Annotated in this window: 22 protein-coding genes; 12 read left to right on the forward strand and 10 right to left on the reverse strand. The window is 70.9% G+C overall.

Features of this window, described 5'->3' with window-relative positions:
- Positions 1 to 43 precede the first annotated feature (43 nt).
- Positions 44 to 859 (forward strand): J domain-containing protein, encoded by an 816-nt coding sequence (locus MNZ39_RS10950; protein WP_255821302.1) that lies wholly within the window; start codon positions 44 to 46, stop codon positions 857 to 859.
- Positions 860 to 865: 6 nt separating this feature from the next.
- A complete protein-coding gene (yhbY, locus tag MNZ39_RS10955) occupies positions 866 to 1,321 on the forward strand; it encodes a ribosome assembly RNA-binding protein YhbY (RefSeq protein WP_242338319.1) in 456 nt (151 codons plus the stop codon).
- 10 nt (positions 1,322 to 1,331) lie between these two features.
- Here yhbY and MNZ39_RS10960 read toward each other — a convergent pair whose 3' ends face one another.
- Entirely contained in the window at positions 1,332 to 1,634 is a 303-nt protein-coding gene (locus tag MNZ39_RS10960; RefSeq protein WP_242338322.1) for a hypothetical protein, read from the reverse strand.
- 110 nt (positions 1,635 to 1,744) lie between these two features.
- Between MNZ39_RS10960 and MNZ39_RS10965 the strand changes: the two genes are divergently transcribed.
- Complete coding sequence (locus tag MNZ39_RS10965; RefSeq protein WP_308197145.1) at positions 1,745 to 2,365, forward strand: putative metallopeptidase; 621 nt, start codon at positions 1,745 to 1,747, stop codon at positions 2,363 to 2,365.
- 139 nt (positions 2,366 to 2,504) lie between these two features.
- Here the strand turns inward: MNZ39_RS10965 and MNZ39_RS10970 are convergent, their stop codons facing one another.
- On the reverse strand, positions 2,505 to 3,098 hold the full coding sequence (locus MNZ39_RS10970; RefSeq protein ID WP_242338323.1) for a fumarate hydratase C-terminal domain-containing protein: 594 nt from the start codon (positions 3,096 to 3,098) through the stop codon (positions 2,505 to 2,507).
- A 220-nt stretch (positions 3,099 to 3,318) separates the two neighbouring features.
- On the opposite strand from MNZ39_RS10970, the gene MNZ39_RS10975 reads away from it, so the two are divergent.
- Positions 3,319 to 4,254, forward strand: coding sequence for an RluA family pseudouridine synthase (locus tag MNZ39_RS10975; RefSeq protein ID WP_242338325.1), 936 nt, complete (start codon positions 3,319 to 3,321; stop codon positions 4,252 to 4,254).
- A 95-nt stretch (positions 4,255 to 4,349) separates the two neighbouring features.
- Here the strand turns inward: MNZ39_RS10975 and MNZ39_RS10980 are convergent, their stop codons facing one another.
- From MNZ39_RS10980 to MNZ39_RS24925, 4 genes are all read right to left on the reverse strand, one after another.
- Entirely contained in the window at positions 4,350 to 4,805 is a 456-nt protein-coding gene (locus tag MNZ39_RS10980; protein ID WP_242338327.1) for a biopolymer transporter ExbD, read from the reverse strand.
- 2 nt (positions 4,806 to 4,807) lie between these two features.
- Positions 4,808 to 5,224 (reverse strand): biopolymer transporter ExbD, encoded by a 417-nt coding sequence (locus MNZ39_RS10985; protein ID WP_242338329.1) that lies wholly within the window; start codon positions 5,222 to 5,224, stop codon positions 4,808 to 4,810.
- A 43-nt stretch (positions 5,225 to 5,267) separates the two neighbouring features.
- Positions 5,268 to 6,026, reverse strand: a complete 759-nt coding sequence (locus MNZ39_RS10990; protein ID WP_242338331.1) for a MotA/TolQ/ExbB proton channel family protein — start codon at positions 6,024 to 6,026, stop codon at positions 5,268 to 5,270.
- A gap of 65 nt (positions 6,027 to 6,091) precedes the next feature.
- The gene (locus MNZ39_RS24925) at positions 6,092 to 6,835 is read right to left on the reverse strand and encodes an energy transducer TonB (RefSeq protein ID WP_242338333.1); all 744 of its coding nucleotides are present in this window, start codon (positions 6,833 to 6,835) and stop codon (positions 6,092 to 6,094) included.
- 488 nt (positions 6,836 to 7,323) lie between these two features.
- On the opposite strand from MNZ39_RS24925, the gene MNZ39_RS11000 reads away from it, so the two are divergent.
- Positions 7,324 to 10,740, forward strand: a complete 3,417-nt coding sequence (locus tag MNZ39_RS11000) for a TonB-dependent receptor (RefSeq protein ID WP_242338335.1) — start codon at positions 7,324 to 7,326, stop codon at positions 10,738 to 10,740.
- A 22-nt stretch (positions 10,741 to 10,762) separates the two neighbouring features.
- Positions 10,763 to 11,317, forward strand: a complete 555-nt coding sequence (locus MNZ39_RS11005; protein WP_242338337.1) for a hypothetical protein — start codon at positions 10,763 to 10,765, stop codon at positions 11,315 to 11,317.
- Positions 11,318 to 11,596: 279 nt separating this feature from the next.
- On the opposite strand, the gene tsf is transcribed toward MNZ39_RS11005, so the two are convergent.
- From tsf to MNZ39_RS11020, 3 genes are all read right to left on the reverse strand, one after another.
- Positions 11,597 to 12,256 (reverse strand): translation elongation factor Ts, encoded by a 660-nt coding sequence (tsf, locus tag MNZ39_RS11010; RefSeq protein ID WP_242338339.1) that lies wholly within the window; start codon positions 12,254 to 12,256, stop codon positions 11,597 to 11,599.
- Between the two features lie 83 nt (positions 12,257 to 12,339).
- Positions 12,340 to 13,293, reverse strand: coding sequence for a 30S ribosomal protein S2 (gene rpsB / locus MNZ39_RS11015; RefSeq protein WP_242338411.1), 954 nt, complete (start codon positions 13,291 to 13,293; stop codon positions 12,340 to 12,342).
- A gap of 421 nt (positions 13,294 to 13,714) precedes the next feature.
- Positions 13,715 to 14,734: a competence protein CoiA family protein gene (locus MNZ39_RS11020; protein WP_242338341.1), complete on the reverse strand. Its 1,020-nt coding sequence runs from the start codon at positions 14,732 to 14,734 to the stop codon at positions 13,715 to 13,717.
- Positions 14,735 to 14,856: 122 nt separating this feature from the next.
- On the opposite strand from MNZ39_RS11020, the gene bcp reads away from it, so the two are divergent.
- Genes bcp through mutM form a run of 3 tightly spaced genes read left to right on the forward strand, consistent with a single transcriptional unit; the run spans position 14,857 to position 17,551 of the window.
- Positions 14,857 to 15,312: a thioredoxin-dependent thiol peroxidase gene (gene bcp, locus MNZ39_RS11025; protein ID WP_242338343.1), complete on the forward strand. Its 456-nt coding sequence runs from the start codon at positions 14,857 to 14,859 to the stop codon at positions 15,310 to 15,312.
- Between the two features lie 44 nt (positions 15,313 to 15,356).
- Entirely contained in the window at positions 15,357 to 16,670 is a 1,314-nt protein-coding gene (locus tag MNZ39_RS11030) for an RsmB/NOP family class I SAM-dependent RNA methyltransferase (protein ID WP_242338345.1), read from the forward strand.
- Positions 16,671 to 16,723: 53 nt separating this feature from the next.
- Entirely contained in the window at positions 16,724 to 17,551 is an 828-nt protein-coding gene (gene mutM, locus MNZ39_RS11035) for a bifunctional DNA-formamidopyrimidine glycosylase/DNA-(apurinic or apyrimidinic site) lyase (protein ID WP_242338347.1), read from the forward strand.
- A 203-nt stretch (positions 17,552 to 17,754) separates the two neighbouring features.
- Here mutM and MNZ39_RS11040 read toward each other — a convergent pair whose 3' ends face one another.
- Complete coding sequence (locus tag MNZ39_RS11040; RefSeq protein ID WP_255821299.1) at positions 17,755 to 18,141, reverse strand: GFA family protein; 387 nt, start codon at positions 18,139 to 18,141, stop codon at positions 17,755 to 17,757.
- 165 nt (positions 18,142 to 18,306) lie between these two features.
- On the opposite strand from MNZ39_RS11040, the gene MNZ39_RS11045 reads away from it, so the two are divergent.
- The 3 genes from MNZ39_RS11045 to MNZ39_RS11055 all read left to right on the forward strand — a co-directional run bounded on the left by MNZ39_RS11045 (position 18,307) and on the right by MNZ39_RS11055 (position 19,663).
- On the forward strand, positions 18,307 to 18,744 hold the full coding sequence (locus MNZ39_RS11045; protein ID WP_242338351.1) for a VOC family protein: 438 nt from the start codon (positions 18,307 to 18,309) through the stop codon (positions 18,742 to 18,744).
- Between the two features lie 62 nt (positions 18,745 to 18,806).
- Positions 18,807 to 19,343 carry a dihydrofolate reductase family protein gene (locus tag MNZ39_RS11050; protein WP_242338353.1) on the forward strand — a complete coding sequence of 179 codons (537 nt, stop codon included), beginning with the start codon at positions 18,807 to 18,809 and terminating at the stop codon, positions 19,341 to 19,343.
- Positions 19,340 to 19,663: a hypothetical protein gene (locus MNZ39_RS11055; protein WP_242338355.1), complete on the forward strand. Its 324-nt coding sequence runs from the start codon at positions 19,340 to 19,342 to the stop codon at positions 19,661 to 19,663. The genes MNZ39_RS11050 and MNZ39_RS11055 overlap by 4 nt, the downstream gene beginning before the upstream one ends.
- Positions 19,664 to 19,723 lie beyond the last annotated feature (60 nt).

Below are 19,723 nucleotides of genomic sequence, written 5' to 3' on the forward strand. Positions count from 1 at the left end.
CGCCACTCCCGCCGCGCGCGCGCCCTCGGCCGCGACTTCGCCCATGCCCTCGCCCGGACCGCCCGCCGCGCGACCCGCCTCGCCCGCGAAGCCATCCCCCGTCGCTCCGCGACCCCCGCCCGCCGCCACCCGTCCGCCGGCGGCGCCCGCGGGGTCCCGCCCGAGCGCGCCCCCGCCGCCTCCTCCTCCGCTCGACGCCGGGGAGCTCCGAGTCCTCCTCGAGGGGCTCGCGAGCGCCGATCACTTCGAGGTCCTGGGCGTGAAGCGCGCGGCGACTGCGGCGCAGGTGAAGGTCGCCTACTTCCGGCTCGCGAAGACCTACCACCCGGACGCGGTCCCGGCGGACGCCCCCGCCGAGGTGCGTGCGCTCTGCGCCGACGTGTTCGCGAAGGTGAGCGCCGCGTGGAGCGTGCTCGGTGACGAGGCGCAGCGCGCGAAGTACGAGGAAGAGCTCGCGTCCGGCGGGGCCGCAGACGTGGACGTCATGCGGATCCTCCAGGCCGAGAACGTGTTCCAGGCGGCGACCGTCCTCGTCCGCGCCCGCCGCTACGCCGAGGCGCTCGCGAAGCTCCGCGAGGCGATCGTGCTCAACGCCGACGAGCCGGAGTTCGCGATCTGGGCGGCGTGGTGCGAGTTCCTCGTCGCGAGCGAGCCGCGGGCGCAGCACGCGGCGAGCGCCGCCTCCATCGAGGAGGGGCTCCGCCGGAACTCCCGCTGCGCGCCGGGGTACCTGTTCCTCGGCCAGATGGCCAAGCTCGTGGGGGACCTCTCCCTCGCCGAGCGCCACCTCAGGCGCGGCCTCGCGGTCGCGCCCGAGCACGTGGACCTCGTCCGCGAGCTCCGCTATCTCAGGAAGTGAACGCACATGCCTGCTCCCACGAACCCGAAGAAGCGCGCCCTGATGGCCTCGACCCGGCTGCGCAAGACCCTGCGCGCCGCCGGACACCACCTCTCGCCCGTCGTGCAGGTGGGCAAGGAGGGCGTGACCGAGGCGGTGCTGCGCCAGCTCGACGACGCGCTCGGGACGCACGAGCTCGTGAAGGTGAAGATCGGGACCGAGACCCCCGAGGATCGCTTCGAGGCGGCGGACCGGCTCGGCGCCGAGACCGGCGCGCAGGTCGCGCAGATCCTCGGGCGCACGATCCTCGTCTACCGGCGGCACCCCGAGAAGCCGCGCTACGAGGCCGCCCCGGCGCGCCCCGCGGCGGAGGCGCCCGAGCGCGCTCCCTCGCGCAAGCGCGGGACGAAGCGGACCGCGGCGCGGGCGGCGAAGCCGGGCCGGGCCAAGCCCGCGCGCGGGGCGGCCCGTCGTACGCGCTAGAGGACGGTTCTCAATTCAGCTCGCCGTCGCGCGCCCGGTCGTAGCCCGAGGGCGCGTCGGCGATGAAGCGCCGGCGCACCGCCTCGATGTCGTCCTCGTCGGCGACGCCCTTCTCGAGCAGCACGTTCTCGGCGATCTCCGCCTGCGTGACGGCCTGGGCGACCTCCCCCTCGGCGGCCTCGAGCCGCAGCCCGAGCTCGCTCACGCGCTCTCCCAGCTCGGAGACCTCGGCGACCAGGCCGCGCTCACGGCGGACGAGCCGCACGAGCGCGGTGGAGAGCAGGGCGACGGCGACCGTGAGGAGCAGGACCATCGGCGGCCATCGTATCGGGCCGGCCCGGCGAAGTGAAGGATGCGGGTGCGGCGAACGGCGTCGCTGTGGGAGCTTGTCGCCCGGGCGGCGCTGGGCGATCCTGGCCCTGCGTGGCCCGGCTCAACGTGACGCTGGCGGTGAAGCGGCTCGTGCGCGACGTCGCCGCGCGGATCCCCGAGCTCGCGCACGTGCGCGCCTCCCGCATCCTCGTCGTCGCCGGCGAGGCGCGGCGCGCCTCCCGCGCCACCATCCGGCCGGCCCACTTCAGGCAGACGCGTGCCCGCGGCGACGCGGGCCGGAAGAAGCCGCTCATCCGCGTGAAGGGCCGCAAGATCCTCTACGTGGTCACGCTGCGGCCGCTCTGGTTCCGCGCCTCGACGCCGGAGCAGCGGATCGGCACGATCCTCCACGAGCTCTACCACGCCTCCACGCGCTTCGACGGCACGCTGCACCGCGGCCGGCGTCACTCGCGGCTCGCGCGGGGACCCTACAACCGCAAGATCCGCAGGCTCCTCGAGCGCTACCTGGCCGAGGCGCCGGCCGAGATCGTCGCGCCCTTCTCCAAGCACGGGATCGTCCGGGCGCGCATGTGGCTCGAGCGGCCCTGCGGCTACTACCGCGAGGAGAGCTACCGCGGTCGGCAGACCTACACGGAGGCGCAGCTCTTCTACGGCCTCGTGCGCATGGAGCCGCCCGGGCGTCGCCGCGCGCCGCGCCGCAAGGCGCGGTGAGCGTTCGCGGGGCGGGGCGCCCGCGGGGCACTCACGGCCGGCCCGCGCGGCTCGAGCTCCTCGCCGAGGCGCCCGAAGGCGTCGCCGCGGGGCAGCCTTTCGCCTCGGCGGGAGCCGCACCGCCCGAGCGCGAACGCAATCAGAGGCTCGTCCGCTCCAGCAGCGCGCGCGCCGCCTCCGCCTCGCGCTCGAGCGTCGCGTGCAGGCTCTCGCCGTGCGCGTCCATGGTGACGATCGCGGGGAAGTCCTTCACCTCGATGTCCCAGATCGCCTCGCGCACCCCGAGCTCGTCGAGCCTGTGCACGCCGTGCACGCGCACCACGCGGCGGGCGAGCGTCACGGCGAGCGCGCCGACCGCGTGCAAGTAGACCGCGCCGTGGGCGGCGAGCGCGGCGAGCGTCGCGGGCCCCATGCCGCCCTTTCCGACGACGCCGCGCACCCCGTAACGCGCGATCACCTCGGCCTGGTAAGGCTCCTCGCGCAGCGACACGGACGGGCCGGCGGCGGCGAAGCGCCAGGCGTGCGTGGCCGGATCCTGGGCGACCACCGGGGCGCAGTGATAGATGAAGCGCCCTTCGACGAGCCCCTTCACGGCCGGATCGAGCGCGCGCAGGAGGGCGCGGTGGGCGGCCTCGCGAGCCGTGATCATGCGACCGCTGAAGAGCACCTCGTCGCCGACGTGGAGCGAGCGGACGGCCTCGTCGTCGAGGGGCAGGGTGAGCGAGGTCGGCATGATCCGGTCCTAGCCGGAGGTGGGGCGCTGCGCCGCGGCGGGGCGGCCGCTCGACCGGGGCGCTGCAGGCGAAACGCGGTTGCCTCGCCGGGCGGAGAGGCTCTATCTCCCTCTCGGGGCCGAGCCTCCCCGATAGCGTGGCGCCGCGAACCCGGCGCCGAACGGGGCCCAGGGGCTGGCTCCGCAAGAGGCCGCGCCAGGGGCGCGGAGAACGGATCGCATGCGACGGGAGATTCGACTGCCGCTCACCGCCTCGGGGCGGCTCGATCGGGCGCTCGCGGACGCGCTCGGGCTCGGGCGGGCCACGGTGAAGCGCGCCTTCCAGCTCGGCGAGGTGCGGGTGCGTGGACGCCGCGCGCGCGCGAGCGACGCGGTCGAGCCGGGCGCCCTGGTGGAGATCGACGTGGAGGCGCCGGCGGGTCCGCCCGAGCCCGAGCCGGAGGCTCCGCTCGCGGTGCTCGTCGAGACGCCGCGCCTCGTCGTCGTCGACAAGCCGGCGGGCATCGCCGTCCACCCGCTCGCCCCCGGCGAGGGCGGGACGCTCGCGAACGCGGTGGTCGCGCGCTTCCCCGAGTGCGCCGGCGCGTCGCCGGAGCCGCGCGAGGGCGGCGCCGTCCAGCGGCTCGACATCGAGACGAGCGGGTGCGTGCTGTTCGCGCGCGACGCCGAGGCGTGGGAGGCGCTGCACTCCCGCTTCTCGCTGCGCGAGGTCGAGAAGGTGTACCTCGCGCTCGTCGTCGGGCGGGTCGCCTCCGGCGGGGTCTCGTCCGTCCCGCTCGCGCAGCGCGGCGGCCGGTCGGTGCCGGTCCCCGATCCGGAGACGGAGGAGCGGCTCCTCGCGAAGGGGCTCCGGCCGCGACCCGCCGAGACGCACTGGGAGGTCGCGCGACGCTACGAGACGCACACGCTGCTGCGCGTCCGCATCGTCACGGGCGTCATGCACCAGATCCGCGCGCACCTCGCGAACCTCGGTCACCCGGTCGCGGGCGACGCGCTCTACGGCGGCGCGGCGTCCGAGCTCCCGGGGCTGCGCCGTCAGTTCCTGCACGCCTCGCGGCTGGCCGTGGACGGCCCCGACGGCGCGCGCGTCGAGGCGATGAGCCCGCTCCCGACGGAGCTCGAGGCGGTGCTCGAGCGGCTCGGCGCGGCCCAGTAGGGCTGGGGCCCCGGAGCCTGGGATCGGGGCGCGCCGCTAGTAATGAGAAGGGCCGGCGCGAGCCGGCCCTTCGAGACGCTCCGCCTGGAGCGCGGCTACTGCGGCGCGGGCTGCGCCGCCGCGGCCTGGGCGGTGATCGGCGGGTCGGTCATCATGCCGATGGTGTTCACGCCGGAGCCGTGCGCCTGGTCGAGCACGTACACGACCTGGTCGTACTTCACGGTGTCCTCGGCGTTGAAGAACAGCACCTTCGAGGGCCGTCCGTCGTACGCCACGTGGAGCCGCTGCATCGCGTCGGCGACGCTCATCTCCTGCTTGTTGAGGAGCACGTTCCCGTTCTGCAGCGCCGTGAGGATCGTCTGGTCGGGCGGCACCGAGTCGGGCGGGACCGGCTGCATCTCCGGCTGGTAGTCGGGGACGCGGATGAACTTCTGCTTCTCGGCGAGCGGCGTCAGCACCATGAAGATGATGAGCAGCACCAGCACCACGTCGATGAGCGGCGTGACGTTGATGTCCGAGGCGGGCTTCTTCGTCCCGAGCGCCATCCCCATGGCTATCTCTTCTCCTTGATCTCGCTCGCGGCGAGGCTCACGCCGAGCAGGTGCGTCTTCGAGACCTCCAGGATGATCTCGCGGACGCGCTTGTAGTCGACGGCCTTGTCGCCCTTGATCATCACGGGCGAGCCGGGCGCCATCTGCATCGCCACGTTGAGCTCGGTGGAGAGCTCTTCGAGGGGCACCTCCGCCTTGTCGATCCAGGCCTTCCCATCGGCGGTGATGGAGAGGAGGACCGGGTCGCCGCCGCCCTTCAGGGCGGAGACGTGCTTCGCGTCGGGGAGCTGCACCGGCTTCCCGCGCTGGAGCATCGGGGTGATGACCATGAAGATGATGAGGAGCACCAGCACGACGTCGACGAGCGGCGTCACGTTGATGTCGCTCTTCACCGACTTGCTGCCGACATCCATCGACATCGCGTTCGGCTCCTGAGAGGCGTCCCGGAGGTGCGCGCGGCGGCTACTTCGCCTCGCGGCCTTCCTTCATGAAGAAGTCGACGAGCTCCGTGGCGGAGTCGGTGATGTCGACCTGCATGTCCTCGACGCGGTTCGTGAGGTAGTTGAACATCATGACGGCGGGGATCGCGACGAGGAGGCCGAAGGCGGTGTTGATGAGCGCCTCGGCGATCGCGCCGGACACCGTGCCGAGACCGCCGGAGCCGGTGGCCGCCATGTTCTGGAAGGCCTTGATGATGCCCCACACCGTGCCGAGGAGGCCGACGAACGGGGCCGTCGAGCCGATCGTCGCGAGCGAGCCGAGGCCGCGGCGGAGGTCGTTGACGGTGCGGAGCGAGCTGCGCTCGACCGCGCGGTTCACGGCCGCGATCACGTCGAAGTCGCCCACGTCGTGGGGACCCTTGGTGCGGACCGCGTCGACGCCGCGGCTGTACTCCTCGATCGCGAGGCCGAGCACCTTGGGCAGGTGGCCGCGCTTCAGCTTCTTGGAGAGCTCCACCGCGTCGCCGAACTTCCCGCCGGGGAGGAGGTCGCGCAGGCTCGCGGCGTACTGGCGGGAGGCCTTGTTGGCGCGGGAGTAGGTCACGAGCCGCTCGGCCATCACGCCGAGCGAGTAGATGCTCATGATGCCGAGGATCGCGGCGACCACGATGCCGAAGCCCTCGATCGACTTCACCATGTTGACGAGATCGAAGGTGCCCGGGGCGGCGCCGGCGGCCTGGGCCATGACGAGGTTGTTCAAGGAAGCGAGCGGCTGGAACATCGACATCTCCTGTGGGCTGAAACTACTTCTTCGAAAGGTGAACGCCTCGACGCGGGAACGAGCGCCTAGCCTGCGGTGAAGCGGATGGGGAGGATCACCCAGATGGACACCGGGCGGCCCTGGGCATCCGCGCCCGGCACCCAGCGGCACCCCTGGACCGCCTGCCAGATCGCGGTCGAGATGCGCTGGTCGGGGACGTTGGTCATCACCTCGAAGCGCGACGGCGAGCCGTCCGGCCGGATCGCGAACTTCACGGTGATCGGGCCGGAGATGTAGCCGGCGAGCTGCTGCGGGATGCGGACCGAGCGCTGGACGCAGCCCGGCTCGGCCATCTGCGGCTTGCGGTAGCCCGCAGTGGCGAACGCGGGTGCGTCCTCGATCTCGTTCGTGGGCCGGGCGCCGACGACACCGCCGACCACGCCCTCGCCCTCGGCCGCGTCGCCGTAGTCGTACTCCGGCTCGGGCGCCTCGTTGGGATCCGGCGCCTTCATCTCAGGCTGGATCTCCTGAGGCTGGATCAGCGCCTGGGGCGGCGGCGGCTTGGGCAGATCCGTCCGCGGCTTCGCGTCGGGCGGCCGCTTGCGGGCCGCGGGGGGCGGCGCAGGCGGCGGGGGAGGGGGCGGCGGCGGCGCGGTCTTGACGAACTTCACGTCCACGACCGGCTCGTCGATCACCTTCGCCTTGATGGCTGCGGAGGCGGTGATGATCGCCGCGATGAGAATGCCCTGGAAAAGCGTGGAACCGAAGACGTAGCCCGCGCGACGCGCAGCGGCCTTACCGCCTTCCTTCTTGGTGACTTCGTCGAACACGCGCCGGCGGCCTCGCTGCTGCTGCGGTTGACGGCAGAATCAGCCGGAAAAATTGAAGACGCTTCCTAGTCTCCGCGCCTGCACGTTGTCAACAGCGCTGGCGAAAATAGTGCGCATGGCGCGGAGGCGAAGGCAAACCGTTGCGCGTGCTCGATGTGCGCTGACCACGGCCGGCCGACCTTCCAGCCGCTCGGGATCCCCCGAGGGCGTGCGAGCAGCGTCCCTTCTGCGGTGCCCTCCACGCCCTAAGCGGAACGTCGCGACTTGCCGGGGCTTTCGGAAAAAGCACGTAAACTCGGAGTGTTACGTCCCGGGCGGGGTGTAAGAGACAAGCTCGGCTAACAGTCGGCGTCGTCTTGACATTCCTCATAACGACTGCCTACAAGGGCGCACTGACCCGTCGGTCGATCGCTATGTGTGCCGTGATGTGCCCACACGAGCGATCGCCCGCCTGGCTGCGGCTGAGTGCTCTCTCCCTGGAGGAAGTCATGAGGAAGAAGTTGCTTCGCCTCGCGCGCCTCGCGCCGCTCGCGTTGCTGTTCGCGAGTGTCGCCTCCGCGCAAACCACCGGCACCATTCTCGGTGTGGTAACCGATGCTTCGACCGGAAAGCCGGTCGCCGGCGCCGTCATCGTCGCCACGAGCCCTGCGCTTCAGGGTGAGCAGACGGCCGTCACGGACAACAACGGCAACTTCCGCTTCACCCTTCTCCCCTCCGGCGCTTACCGCCTCGCGGTGCAGCTCGAGGGCTACAAGTCCACCGAGCGCTCCGACGTCACGCTGCGCCCCGACAAGACCATCCGCGCGAACCTCGCCGTCGTCCCCGAGGCGGTGCAGATGGAGGAGCAGGTCGTCCGGACGGGGGCCGCACCCGCGGTGAACGTCGGCTCCGCCGAGGCGGGCGCCGTCGTCTCCAAGGAGTTCATGTCGAGCATCCCGGTCGGCCGCGGGTTCGACGCCATCGCCGTCGTCGCCCCGACCGCCAAGCTGGACGCCACGGGCGTCGGGTTCGCCGGCGCGCAGGGCGCCGAGAACCAGTACATCGTCGACGGCTTCAACACGACCGACCCCGCGTACGGTACGCGCGGCGGCAACGGCGGCTTCAACGCCCCGCCCTCGCTTCGCTCGAACTTCCTCCAGGAGATCGACGTCAAGACGAGCGGGTTCAACGCCGAGTACGGCCGCGCCACCGGCGGCATCATGAACGTCATCCTGAAGTCGGGCTCGAACGAGTTCCACGGGTCCGTCTTCTCCACCTTCACGCCCAGCATGCTCGTCGAGCCGACGGGCAAGACGACGGGCGGCCTCGGCGAGGCGCTCGCCTACCGCGCCAAGCCGGACGAGGGGTCCTACGGCCTCGACTTCGGCTTCGAGGTCGGCGGCCCGATCATGAAGGACAAGCTCTGGTTCTACGCCGGGTTCTCGCCTGTCACGAGCCGGACCATGTACCAGCGGTTCGCCCGCCAGAACGCCACCGAGCTCAACTCGGGCGGCACCTGCCCCGCCGGGACGACGCCGGACGGCGGTCACGGTGAGTGCGTGGACGCGCTCCTCAACCCGATCCAGACCACGATCCCCGGGACGGAGCGGAACCTCCGGACGAGCCGCACCACCTACCAGTGGGTCGGCAAGCTCACCTACCTGCTCGACGAGAACAACAACTTCACCGTCACGGGCTGGGGTGCGCCGTCCTCGCGCACGTCGCTCAACGCCGGCGGTCCGTTCTACGGCGCCTCGCCGGCCGCGGCGGCCCGGAGCCGCGAGCTCCTCCCGCTCGACGAGAACCAGCTGTCGGTGCTCGGTCGCTACGGCGGCAAGTTCCTGGACAAGAAGCTCATCACCGAGGTCTCGGGCGGCGTCTACCACTCGAAGACCTCTCCCCAGGACAAGACCGTCGGCGGCGTCGACCAGTTCAAGACCGCCGAGGTGGAGTGGGGCGGCACGGAGCTGAACCTGACCGACTTCGAGGCCCTTCCGGCCGGCGCCGTGGCGCAGGGCTTCTGCAGCAACCCCGCCGACACGGCGGCGTGCCCGCTCGACGCGTACACGACGGGTGGCCGTGGCACGGTCTTCGACAGCACGAGTGACCGCTTCAACGGCAGGGCGTCCGCGGCGTACCTCGCCGAGCTCGCCGGCCAGCACACCCTCAAGGGCGGCGTCGACCTCGAGCGCGTCCAGTACAAGGTCGACGGATATCACTCCGGCGGCGCGATCTGGTACTTCGCGCCAGCGACTTCTACCCTGCCGGATCGCTTCTACGCGTACCGGTCGTTCGGCACGATCGTGAACCCGGGCGGCGGTCCGCTTCCGACCAACGCCAGCACGGGTTTCCCCGGCCTGGAGCTGTCTGCTATCCAGGCCGCGGCCGCGGCTGGTACGCCGGTCGTCACGCGCACCACCCAGACCAACAAGTCCGAGACCGACAGCTTCGCGTACTTCCTCCAGGACTCGTGGCAGCCCGGGTTCTTCCCGAACCTGACCCTCAACGCGGGCCTCCGCCTCGAGACCCAGTCGATGAAGAACCTGTCCGTGAAGAACGGCAGCTCGTTCGACATCACCGACAACTGGGCGCCGCGCGTCCAGGCGATCTGGGACTTCACGGGGAACGGCCGCGGCAAGCTCGCCGGTGCGTGGGGCCGCTACTACTACGCGATGCCGCTCGACATGGGTAACCGGTCGTTCGGCGCCGAGGTCCAGCTCCAGTACTTCCTGAACGCGTCGAGCTGCGGCTTCGCCGGGAACTTCGGCTCGTTCGACCCGAAGAGCCTCGACTTCCCGTCGGCGCTCGGCAACGGGTTCAACTCGACCTCCTGCGCGATCCAGCCCCGCTCCGGTGGCAACAACGACGTGCGCCTGTACGGTGGTGCGACCCCGATCGACCCGAAGCTCAAGGGCTCGTACAACGACCAGTTCGGCGCTCAGGCCGAGTACGAGATCCTCCCCGATCTCGCCGTGGGCGTCGATTACCAGGGCCGCCGCCAGGGCGCCGTCATCGAGGACATGTCCTCCAACGACGGCGGTACGTTCTTCATCTCCAACCCCGGCGAGCGGAGCGGTGACATCACCGTGAACGGGGTGGTCGTCGGCAACGCGACGAACGTGCAGACCTACGATCCGATGACGAACAAGACGGTCACGACGAAGTTCCCGAAGCCGGAGCGTTCGTACGACGGCGTCACCTTCAAGGCGACGAAGCAGTTCTCGAACAGCTGGCTCGCCCAGGCGAGCTACACGTACTCGTCGCTGCGCGGCAACTACTCCGGCCCGTACTACCCTGAGTACGGCCAGCTCGACCCGGGCATCACCGCCGCGTACGACCTCGCGTCGCTCATGGCGAACACGACGGGCTACCTCCCGGGCGACACCACCCACCAGGTCAAGCTCTTCGGCGCGTACACCTACAGCTTCAGCCCCCGCCTGAGCGCGACCGCCTCGGGCGCCTACAACGGCATCTCCGGCACGCCGGTCAGCGCGATGGGCGCCCACCCGGAGTACGGCTCGAGCTCCGCGTTCATCATCCCGCGCGGCCAGGCCGGCCGCACGCCGTTCGTGAACACGATCGACGTCGGCGCCGGCATCGGCTACACGGTGAAGCCGCCGTACGCGCTCAACTTCCGCGTCGACGTGTTCAACGTGTTCAACGCGCAGGAGACCCTGGAGTACGACCAGGACTACACGTTCGACACGGTCACTCCGATGAACGGGCTGAACTGCGACTCGAAGAACTCGATCGGAAAGTCTGACCCGATCGGCGCGATCCAGAAGGACTGCCCGGGGCTCGCCTACCTCAAGAGCGTCGACGGCCGTCCCGTCACCGTCAACCCCAACTTCGGCCGTCCGAGCCGCGCCACCACCGCGTACCAGCTGCCGATCTCGCTGCGGCTGGGCGTGGCGCTCTCGTTCTAGCCCGGTCCAGGGAGGAAACGACATGAAGAACACCAAGTGGTTGTCCCTGGTGGCGGTGGCGGCGCTCGCCGTCGCCTGTGATCCGTACTCGGACGCGAAGAAGGGCTCGCCCCAGATCGTCGCCGTGACCGCGGCGAACCTGGCGGGCGGTGCAGACGCCGTCTCCGCAGACCGGACCGGCGAGGCGTGGAGCTCCGCGGGCACCTGCGGCGGGATCCTCGACAAGGATAAAGCTGTCGTGAATCCTGGCCAGTTCGACGCGACGACCATCTTCGTCACGTTCGATCGACAGGTCGACGGCGGCCTCGTGCAGACGTCGCTGACCGACTGCACGCCCGCGGCCGGCTGGCTCACCGTGACGCCCGCCGCTCCGGCGGGATCGGCCTGGTACTCGTGCTACTCGCCGTCGTCGCCCAGCGCGGCGGAGGGCGGGTCGGTCGTCGTGTACCTCGGCCCCGCCGCCGGCTCGGACGGCTGGGGGGACGCGGAGTTCATCGACGGCTCCGCTCCGGTCCACATCACCGGCACCGTCGCTGGCAGGGCCATCGACGTGACGCTGGGTGCCTGCGCGCCGTAAGCGTCGCGAGCACCACGTAAGACATGAGAGGGCCGGCCTCCGGGCCGGCCCTCTTCTATTTGCGGGTGACGCCAACAAGCCCGCCCCAGCCCCCCGCGCGACGCGACCGACCCGCGACCCCCGCGACCCGACCGAGAGTTCTCGCGTTCGTCCGGTGAGTCCGTCCCGCGGACGGTCGCGCTGCGGCGCCCGCTCCGTGGAAACCCGTGCCACGACAAAGCCCCGGCCCGCTTGCGCGGACCGGGGCTTCGGATGCTGCGAGGCTTCTGGAACCGCTGCCTACTTCTGCAGGCCGGCCGCCTTGGCGACCTCTTCGGCCAGGTTCTCCTGCTTCTTCTCGAGCCCCTCGCCGAGCACGAAGCGGGCGAACCGGCGGACCTGGATGTTCTCGCCGATCTTGGCGACCGCGTCCGTGAGGACCTCGGACATCTTCTTCTTGTCCTCCTTCACGAACGGCTGGTCGAGCAGGCAGAACTGCTCGTAGAACTTCTCGAGCTTGCCCTGGGCGATCTTCTCGAGGATCGCCTCGGGCTTCTTCTGATCGCGCATCTGCGCCTTCGCGATCTCGAGCTCCTTCGCGACGATCTCGGCGGGGACCTCCTCGCGGCGGACCCAGGTGGGCGACGCGGCGGCGATCTGCATCGCGATGTCCTTCACGAGCGCCTGGAAGCCGTCGGTGCGAGCCACGAAGTCGGTCTCGCAGTTCACCTCCACGAGGACGCCGATCTTGCCGCCCATGTGGATGTAGCTCGCGACCTGGCCCTCGGTGGCGGCGCGGGAGGACTTCTTGGCCGCGGCGGCGAGGCCCTTCTTGCGGAGCACCTCCTCCGCCTTCGCGAAGTCGCCGCCGGCCTCGGCGAGCGCCTTCTTGCAGTCCATCATCCCGGCCCCGGTCTTCTCCCGGAGCTCCTTCACCATGTTCGCGTTCACTTCGGCCACGGGTGTTCTCCTTCGTGCGTTGAAAAAGGATCGGGGGCGGACCCGCCGGGCCCGCCCCCGGAAAGCTCCGGGATGCGCCGGGTCTACCGGTTCGCGTCGCCGCCGGGCGCAGGCTGCGCCGGCGCCGCCGTCACGTCGCCCTTGCGGACGACCTCGACGTTCGCGCTCGCGGCGGCGCGGTCCTCGCGCGGCTCGCGGCGCTCGCGGTCACGGCCACCTCCGCGGCGGTCGCGGCGGTCGCGGCGATCCTTCTGCCCGCGCTCGCTCGACGCGTCGCGATCCTCCTCGCCCGGGCGCCGCTCCTCGCCGTGCTGCGCGGCCCAGGCGGAGTAGCGGGCGCGGCCCTCGATGCAGGCCTCGGCGACCTTGCCGGTGAAGAGGCGGATCGAGCGGATGGCGTCGTCGTTGCCCGGGATGACGTACTCGATGCCCTCGGGATCGCAGTTCGTGTCGACGACCGCGACGACCGGGATGCCGAGCCGGTTCGCCTCGTGCACCGCGATGTGCTCCTTCTTCGTGTCGATCACGAAGATCGCGGCGGGCAGGCGGCTCATCTCCTTGATGCCGCCGAGGTTCTTCTCGAGCTTCTCGCGCTCGCGCTCGAGCTGGGCGACCTCCTTCTTGGGGAGCCGCTCGTAGGTGCCGTCCGCCGCCATCTTCTCGATGGTCTTCAGCCGGTCGATGCCCTGCTTCACGGTCTTGAAGTTCGTGAGCGTGCCGCCGAGCCAGCGGTTCGTGACGTGGTACTGGCCGGAGCGGGAGGCCTCCTCGCGGATGGCGTCCTGCGCCTGCTTCTTCGTGCCGACGAAGAGGACCATGCCGCCCTTCGCGGTGGCGTCCGAGACGAAGCGGAGCGCGCCGCGGGCGAGGCCGACGGTCTTCTGGAGGTCGATGATGTAGATGCCGTTGCGGGCGCCGAAGATGTACGGCTTCATCTTCGGGTTCCAGCGCTTCGTCTGGTGGCCGAAGTGGACGCCCGCCTCGAGGAGCTGCTTCATCGTGATGGCGGTGCCCGTCGTCGTGAGGGCGCTCGCCATCGTGGGCTCCGCGGCCTGGGCGGCGGGGGCCGCCTCCGGCGCCTCGGGCGTCGGCGTGGGGGGAGCGATCGGGTCCTGCTGCTGCGGCTGCTGCTGGTTTTCCATGTGATCTCCGGTTTGTGTCCGCCACCTCGCCGGGACTGAAGACGCGCCTTTTGACCCACGGGACGGGCGAGAAGCCGCCGTCGCCGGGAGCACCGGAGCGCGCCGATGCGGGAGGTGTGTGAATTTGCTGCGCCACGCGTCCCAGGCTGCGGGTCGCGCCACCGCGAGCCACGAGGGCGCACGGGGGACCGTCCTCTAACACAACGGACTCCCCGTCGCAAGGCGACCCGACGTGGACGGCGAGTGGCGGAGGATGTCGAAAACCTCCGTGGTTGCCGCGGCTTGCGGGGGACTTTCCTGCGCCCTCCGTGAAGGGTCAGCGCCGCCACCAGGACAGCGCCACGACCGTGCCGTCGTAGCCCCGCCAGGCGACCGGCCGCGCGGTGCGATCGGGGCAGGCGTGGCGGGCGATGCGCGCTCCGAAGCCGAGCTCCCCGCCGCCGCACTCCGGGCAGCGGAAGCGCTCGGCGAGGTCCGCCCGATCAGCGTCGGAGAGCGGTGCGTCCCCCTTGGCCGCCGCGGGGGTGGCGGAGGCCAGCGCCGGCCGGGCGCCGAAGAAGCCGCGCGCCCGGTACGCCTCGAGCTCGGCGATCTCCGCGTGCTCGCCGCCGAGCGCCCGATCCGCATCCGCCCGCGCCTCCGCCGCGCAGGCGGGGCAGGGGCGAAACCCCAGGCTCCGGAGGCATGCGACGGAGATCCCCTCCGCGTCCTCTCCCTCCCACTCCTCTCGAGCGTCGATCTCGACCGCCGGGACGCCCGCCGCCGAGAGCGCCGCCTCCTTCTCCGCGTCCACCGCGTGCGTCACGACCACCTCGATCGCGAGCGCGGGACGCTCCCCGGCGAGGACGAGCACGTCCGCGCGGAGCGCGCCGACGGCGCCCTCGGTCAGGGCCCGATCGCCCTCGCGGGCGAGGTCCCGGGGCGCGGCGCGCCGGCACGAGGGGCAGCGCGCGAGGAGCGTCACGCGGCGGCGGCCGGCGAACGCGTCCTCGCAGAGCGCGAGCAGCCGCTCCTTCGCGTCGAGGTGGAGGGCGGTCTCGGGCGCGGTGAGCGGGCAGGCCGAGCCGGCCCGGTGGGCGAAGTGGCGCCTGCGCACCTTGCCGAGGTGCGGCACGAGCTCGTCGCCGCAGCCGAGGCAGGTGAACGGCGCGCGGCGGCGGCGGTCCGCGGGGTCGAGGCGGAGCGCGTGGACCTTCCTGCCGTCGCGGTCGCGCGCCCAGGCGAGGAGCACGTCGTCCGCGGCCCCCGGCGCGGTCGGACGGGCGCGGGGAGCCGCGGGCGAGGCTCCGGGCGGCGCGAGGGTAGGGCCGTGCCTGGGCTTCGAGCGGCGGCGCATCGGTCGGAGTGTAGCGCCGTCCCCGCCCGGGATCCTGCGCCCGCGCTCCGCGCCGGGTACGGGTACGCGGTCGCTTCCGACAGCCGGTCGTGACCGCGCCGGCGGGAGCCCGAGGAGGATCCATGGCGCTCGAGGTGGGCCAGAAGGCCCCGCAGTTCGCGCTGCCGGACGAGGAGGGGAACGAGGTGAAGCTCTCCGACTTCGCCGGGAAGCGCGTCGTCGTGTTCTTCTACCCGAAGGCCGACACCCCCGGTTGAACGCGGGAGGCCTGCGACTTCCGTGACGAAGTCGACGCGTTCAAGAGGAAGAAGGTCGCGGTGGTGGGGATCTCGAAGGACACCCCCGCCGCGCAGAAGAAGTTCAAGGAGAAGTACGACCTGCCGTTCCCGCTCCTCTCCGACCCGGGCGCCGAGGTGATGCAGGCCTGGGGCGTCTGGAAGGAGAAGAACATGTACGGGAAGAAGACGATGGGGACCGAGCGGACGACCGTGCTCGTCGGCCCGGACGGCAAGGTCGAGCACGTCTTCCCGAAGGTGAAGGTGGAGGGGCACGTGGCGGAGGTGCTCGAGAGCCTGTAAGGTCCGCGCGCCCGCCGGCCCCCGCCGGCGGGCCCCCGACTGCCATGCCGCGCAAACCGCTCCGACCCCGCCCGAACCGCCTCGACCTCGTGGACCCGCTCGTCCTGGAGGTCTACGGCCTCGTGCGCGACCAGGGCTGGCTCGCGGATCGCGCCCTGGAGCGCGCGCTCCGCCGCGACCCGAAGCTCTGGGCCTCCGAGCGGCGAGCGGTCGCCGAGTCGGTCTACGGGCTCATCCGCTGGCAGGCGCAGCTCGACTACCTGCTCGGCGGCGCGCCGGATCTCGCGACGCGCTACGCCGCTTGGCTCGTCCGCTTCGAGCACCTCGCCCCGGCGGACGCGGCGCGGCGGCTCGCGGTCTCCCCGGCGGCGCTCGCCCGGCTCGAGGGCGCCGAGGCGCGGATCGCCGCGATCGCGGACCCGATCGAGCGGCTCGCGCTCGAGGCCTCCTTGCCCCGCTGGATCGCCGAGCGCTTCGCGGGCGAGCTCGGCCTCGACGAGGCGCGCGTGCTCGCGGCCGCCATGAACGCGCGTGCGCCGCTCACGGTCCGCACGAACCTCCTCAAGGGCGACCGCGAGGAGCTGCGCGGCAAGCTCGGCTCGGAGGGCGTCGCCGCGGAGCCGACCCGCCACTCTCCATGGGGGCTCGTCCTCGACGGCCACCAGAACGCCTTCGCGCTCGGCTCGTTCCGCGAGGGCCGCTTCGAGATCCAGGACGAGGGCAGCCAGCTCATCGCGCTCGCGTGCGGCGCGCGGCCCGGCAAGATCGTGGTGGACGCCTGCGCGGGCGCGGGCGGCAAGTCGCTCGCGCTCGCGATGGAGATGCACAACAAGGGCTCGCTCCACGCCCTCGACACGGACGCGGACCGGCTCGAGGACGCGAAGAAGCGCGCCCGCCGCGCCGGCGTGCACAACCTCCGCGCCCGCGTCATCGCCGCAGGGCCCGAGGCCGAGGGGCAGCTCCAGGACCTCGCCGGTCAGGCCGACCTCGTGCTCGTGGACGCGCCGTGCAGCGGCCTCGGCACGCTGCGCCGCAAGCCCGACGCGCGCTGGCGCCTCACGCCCGAGGACCCGGTCCGCTTCGCCGGGATCCAGCGCACCCTCGTGCGGCGCTTCGCGGCGCTGCTCAAGCCGGGCGGGCGGCTCGTCTACGCGACCTGCTCGATCGGCCGGACCGAGAACGGTGAGGTGGCGGACTTCGCCGAGCGCGAGGTCGGGCTCGTGCCGGTCCCGCTCGCGCCCTTCCTCGGCGAGGAGCGGGCGAAGGTGCTCGGGGTGGACGGCGCGCGGCTCGAGCTCTTCCCGCACCGGCACGGGACGGACGGGTTCTTCGTGGCGGCGTTCGAGAAGCGGAAGTAGGGCGACGGCGGTCGCGGTGGGGATCGAGAGCGGGCTCGAAGCCGAGGTCACGCGTGCCTGAGCTTCCCGAGGTCGAGATCGCCGCGCGTAATCTCCGCCGCTGGACGAAGGGCCGGCGCATCGAGCGGATCGAGCCTGACCCGAAGGCGCGCTACGTCTTCCGGCCCGCGAGGCCGGCCGCGTTCGCGCGCGGCCTCGAGGGCGCGCGCTTCGGTTCGATCCGCCGGATCGGCAAGCAGCTCCTCGTCACGCTCGAGAAGGACGGCGCGCCGGTCGGCCTCCTCGCCCACCTCGGCATGACGGGCAAGTGGCTCCGCCGCGACGGCGACGGCGTCCCGACCCGCTTCTCCCGCGCGCGTTTCCACCTCGACGACGGCGCCGTGCTGCACTTCGACGACATGCGGCTCTTCGGCCGGCTGCGGGTCGTGCCGGGCGCGCGCTTCGAGGAGGTGCCCGAGATCGCCGAGCTCGGGCCCGATCCGCTGGAGCAGGGCATCGATCTCGAGCGGCTCGCGAACTCGCTCGGCCGCTCGAAGCTCCCCGTGAAGGTCCGCATCCTGGACCAGGCGCTCCTCCCCGGCGTCGGCAACATCCTCGCGAGCGAGTCGCTCTTCCGCGCGAAGATCGATCCACGCCGGCAGGCCCGCTCGCTCACGCGCGCCGAGGTTCGACGGCTCGCCGACGGGATCCTCGCGACAGTGAAGGAGACCATCGCGCGCGAGGAGGGCCCTGAGATCACCTACGTGGAGGAGGGGGCGGAGAACCCGTTCCTCGTCTACGCGCGCGAGGGCGAGCGCTGCCCGCGCTGCCGGCGGGCGGAGATCGTCCGCATCGTGCAGGCACAGCGCTCGACGTTCTACTGTCCGCGCTGCCAGCGGTGAGGGTCACGGCCGGCTTCGGGACGAGGAACCGCACCCGCGCGCCAGATTGCGATTTCGAATCGTTCTCCCGCGGACCTCGACCCGAATTCTCCGCCTCGCGACGTGAGCGCCACCGAGACGTGGGCGCTTGGCTCGCTACGGCGAGCCGGAAGGAGCGGGGCGATCAGCTCCCACGTGCCATCAGGAATGTTCCGGCCGTCGCTCTAGAGCGCCTTCCCGTTGATGACCTGGACTTCTAGGGAGAGAACATCGAGGTCATGAACGCAGCCGAGGTTGACCCGATAGTCCCCCAGCCTTGCGGGTCCTTGGTAGTCGGGTGGTACGGACGCCACCGTGCTGAACGGAGATATGCCGCAGGTGCGGCAGAAGAAGTGGTTCATGGCCTTGTCCCCGAACTGGTAGAGGGCCAAGTGCTCTTTACCTTCCACGTCGACATCCGATGGGCGGAAATAGTTCGAGGACATGACCGCCCCCTTGCGGATGCAGATGGAGCAGTTGCACCTTCGGCCGCTCGTGATCTCCTCGCACGTGAACGTGAAACGGACGGCACCACAATGGCAACTGGCGCTGTAGGTTCTCGGTGTTGTCATGTCATGCCTGATTAGCCGCTTAGCGCCGGCCACGAATTCGCGACATCCGAGCCACTCCGGCTCGCTACGCTGACCCGCGCGAGACCGTGCATCACGAGGCGTGACCTCCTAAGTCAACGGATGGCGAGCACGAGGCGGATACAGGTACTGGAAGGCATAGCGTCGATGACGGTCAAGCGCATGGACAACGTCGGGATCGTGGTGGAGTCGCTCGATACCGCGATCTCGTTCTTTGGTGAGCTGGGCCTGAAGCTCGAAGGACGAGCCACGATCGAAGGAGAGTGGGCGGGGCGCGTTACCGGGTTGCGCGACCAGCGCGTCGAGATCGCCATGATGCGCACGCCGGACGGCCACGGCCGGCTCGAGCTGTCTCGATTTCTCACGCCCCGTGTGGTCGCCGATCACCGGAACGCCCCAGTGAACGCTTTCGGTTACCTACGTGTCATGTTTGCCGTCGAGGACCTCGACGATACGATCACCCGGCTCCGCAAGCGCGGCGCAGAGCTCGTCGGCGACGTGGTCCAGTACGAAGACACGTATCGGCTCGCCTACATACGCGGGCCCGAAGGACTTCTCATCGGGCTCGCCGAAGAACTCGGCTGAGCGCTCGAGAGTGTATGCGATGCACGGACCCCGTGTGGCGGCCAGGTGATCCCCACAACGACATGAACATCGCCATCTACATCGCCACCTCGGCGAACGGCTTTATCTCAAATGCCCGCAACGTCCCCGACTGGCTGTCTCCAGAGTACGGTCGGGGGTTCTACGAGACCTGCCGGAAGAATGCCGTCATCATGGGCAGGAAGACGTACGACATCCTCGCGCCGGACCATCTTCCGCTGAGCGAGGGGGGCCTCGTGGTGGTGCTCACGAGCCACGCGGGCGCGGCCACCCCGAACCCGAGCGTCGTGTTCACGAGCGCCCGTCCCCACGAGATCGTCTCGATGCTCGAGGGGAAGGGGTTCTCGGAGGCGGTGATCGTCGGGGGCACGTTCACCATGAGCCAGTTCGTCGATGCTGGGCTGGTGAACGACATCATCCTGGTGGTGGAGCCGGTGCTCTTTGGTGGCGAGGCCCTACCGCTGCTGAGAGGGGTCGCACACGACCACGAGCTCCACCTGATCGACAGCGCAAAGCTGAATGACGACACGATTCGGCTGCACTACCGGGTCGCCGCGCGAAGCCGTAGCCACTCCACGTGAACGACGTGCCAGACCCGATCGACGACATCGTCAAGATCTCCCCGGAGATCCACGAGGTCATCTTCGAAAACGACCGGATCCGTGTGCTCAAGGTAACGGTCAAACCCGGCGACCGGGTGGCCATGCATAGGAACCCGGAGAACATCAACTACATCCTCAAGCCGGGTACGCTGCGCCTTACCAGCCTCGACGGCTCGGTCGTCGACGTGGCGCTCACCGACGGGCAGGTGATCCCTGCTCCCGTGGGCTCACACGCGGTCGAGAACGTCGGCGGCACGGTAGTGCAGACCATCTGCATCGAGCTCAAGAGCGGGGGATGACCGCGCCGTTCCCGCTGCTTGCCGTCTCGGATCCTCACCATCCAGATGTGGGTGCGCAGC

It is taken from the genome of Anaeromyxobacter sp. SG66, from assembly GCF_022690805.1.
Classification (GTDB): domain Bacteria; phylum Myxococcota; class Myxococcia; order Myxococcales; family Anaeromyxobacteraceae; genus Anaeromyxobacter; species Anaeromyxobacter soli.

Excerpts from the sequence above, each read along its gene's own strand:
- MNZ39_RS10950 (WP_255821302.1), top strand. The coding sequence starts at position 44 with ATGCCCTCGCCCGGACCGCCCGCCGCGCGACCCGCCTCGCCCGCGAAG.
- yhbY (WP_242338319.1), top strand. The coding sequence starts at position 866 with ATGCCTGCTCCCACGAACCCGAAGAAGCGCGCCCTGATGGCCTCGACC.
- MNZ39_RS10960 (WP_242338322.1), bottom strand. The coding sequence starts at position 1,634 with ATGGTCCTGCTCCTCACGGTCGCCGTCGCCCTGCTCTCCACCGCGCTC.
- MNZ39_RS10970 (WP_242338323.1), bottom strand. The coding sequence starts at position 3,098 with ATGCCGACCTCGCTCACCCTGCCCCTCGACGACGAGGCCGTCCGCTCG.
- MNZ39_RS10975 (WP_242338325.1), top strand. The coding sequence starts at position 3,319 with ATGCGACGGGAGATTCGACTGCCGCTCACCGCCTCGGGGCGGCTCGAT.
- MNZ39_RS10980 (WP_242338327.1), bottom strand. The coding sequence starts at position 4,805 with ATGGGGATGGCGCTCGGGACGAAGAAGCCCGCCTCGGACATCAACGTC.
- MNZ39_RS10985 (WP_242338329.1), bottom strand. The coding sequence starts at position 5,224 with ATGTCGATGGATGTCGGCAGCAAGTCGGTGAAGAGCGACATCAACGTG.
- MNZ39_RS10990 (WP_242338331.1), bottom strand. The coding sequence starts at position 6,026 with ATGTTCCAGCCGCTCGCTTCCTTGAACAACCTCGTCATGGCCCAGGCC.
- MNZ39_RS11000 (WP_242338335.1), top strand. The coding sequence starts at position 7,324 with ATGAGGAAGAAGTTGCTTCGCCTCGCGCGCCTCGCGCCGCTCGCGTTG.
- MNZ39_RS11005 (WP_242338337.1), top strand. The coding sequence starts at position 10,763 with ATGAAGAACACCAAGTGGTTGTCCCTGGTGGCGGTGGCGGCGCTCGCC.
- rpsB (WP_242338411.1), bottom strand. The coding sequence starts at position 13,293 with ATGGCGAGCGCCCTCACGACGACGGGCACCGCCATCACGATGAAGCAG.
- MNZ39_RS11020 (WP_242338341.1), bottom strand. The coding sequence starts at position 14,734 with ATGCGCCGCCGCTCGAAGCCCAGGCACGGCCCTACCCTCGCGCCGCCC.
- MNZ39_RS11030 (WP_242338345.1), top strand. The coding sequence starts at position 15,357 with ATGCCGCGCAAACCGCTCCGACCCCGCCCGAACCGCCTCGACCTCGTG.
- MNZ39_RS11040 (WP_255821299.1), bottom strand. The coding sequence starts at position 18,141 with ATGACAACACCGAGAACCTACAGCGCCAGTTGCCATTGTGGTGCCGTC.
- MNZ39_RS11045 (WP_242338351.1), top strand. The coding sequence starts at position 18,307 with ATGACGGTCAAGCGCATGGACAACGTCGGGATCGTGGTGGAGTCGCTC.
- MNZ39_RS11050 (WP_242338353.1), top strand. The coding sequence starts at position 18,807 with ATGAACATCGCCATCTACATCGCCACCTCGGCGAACGGCTTTATCTCA.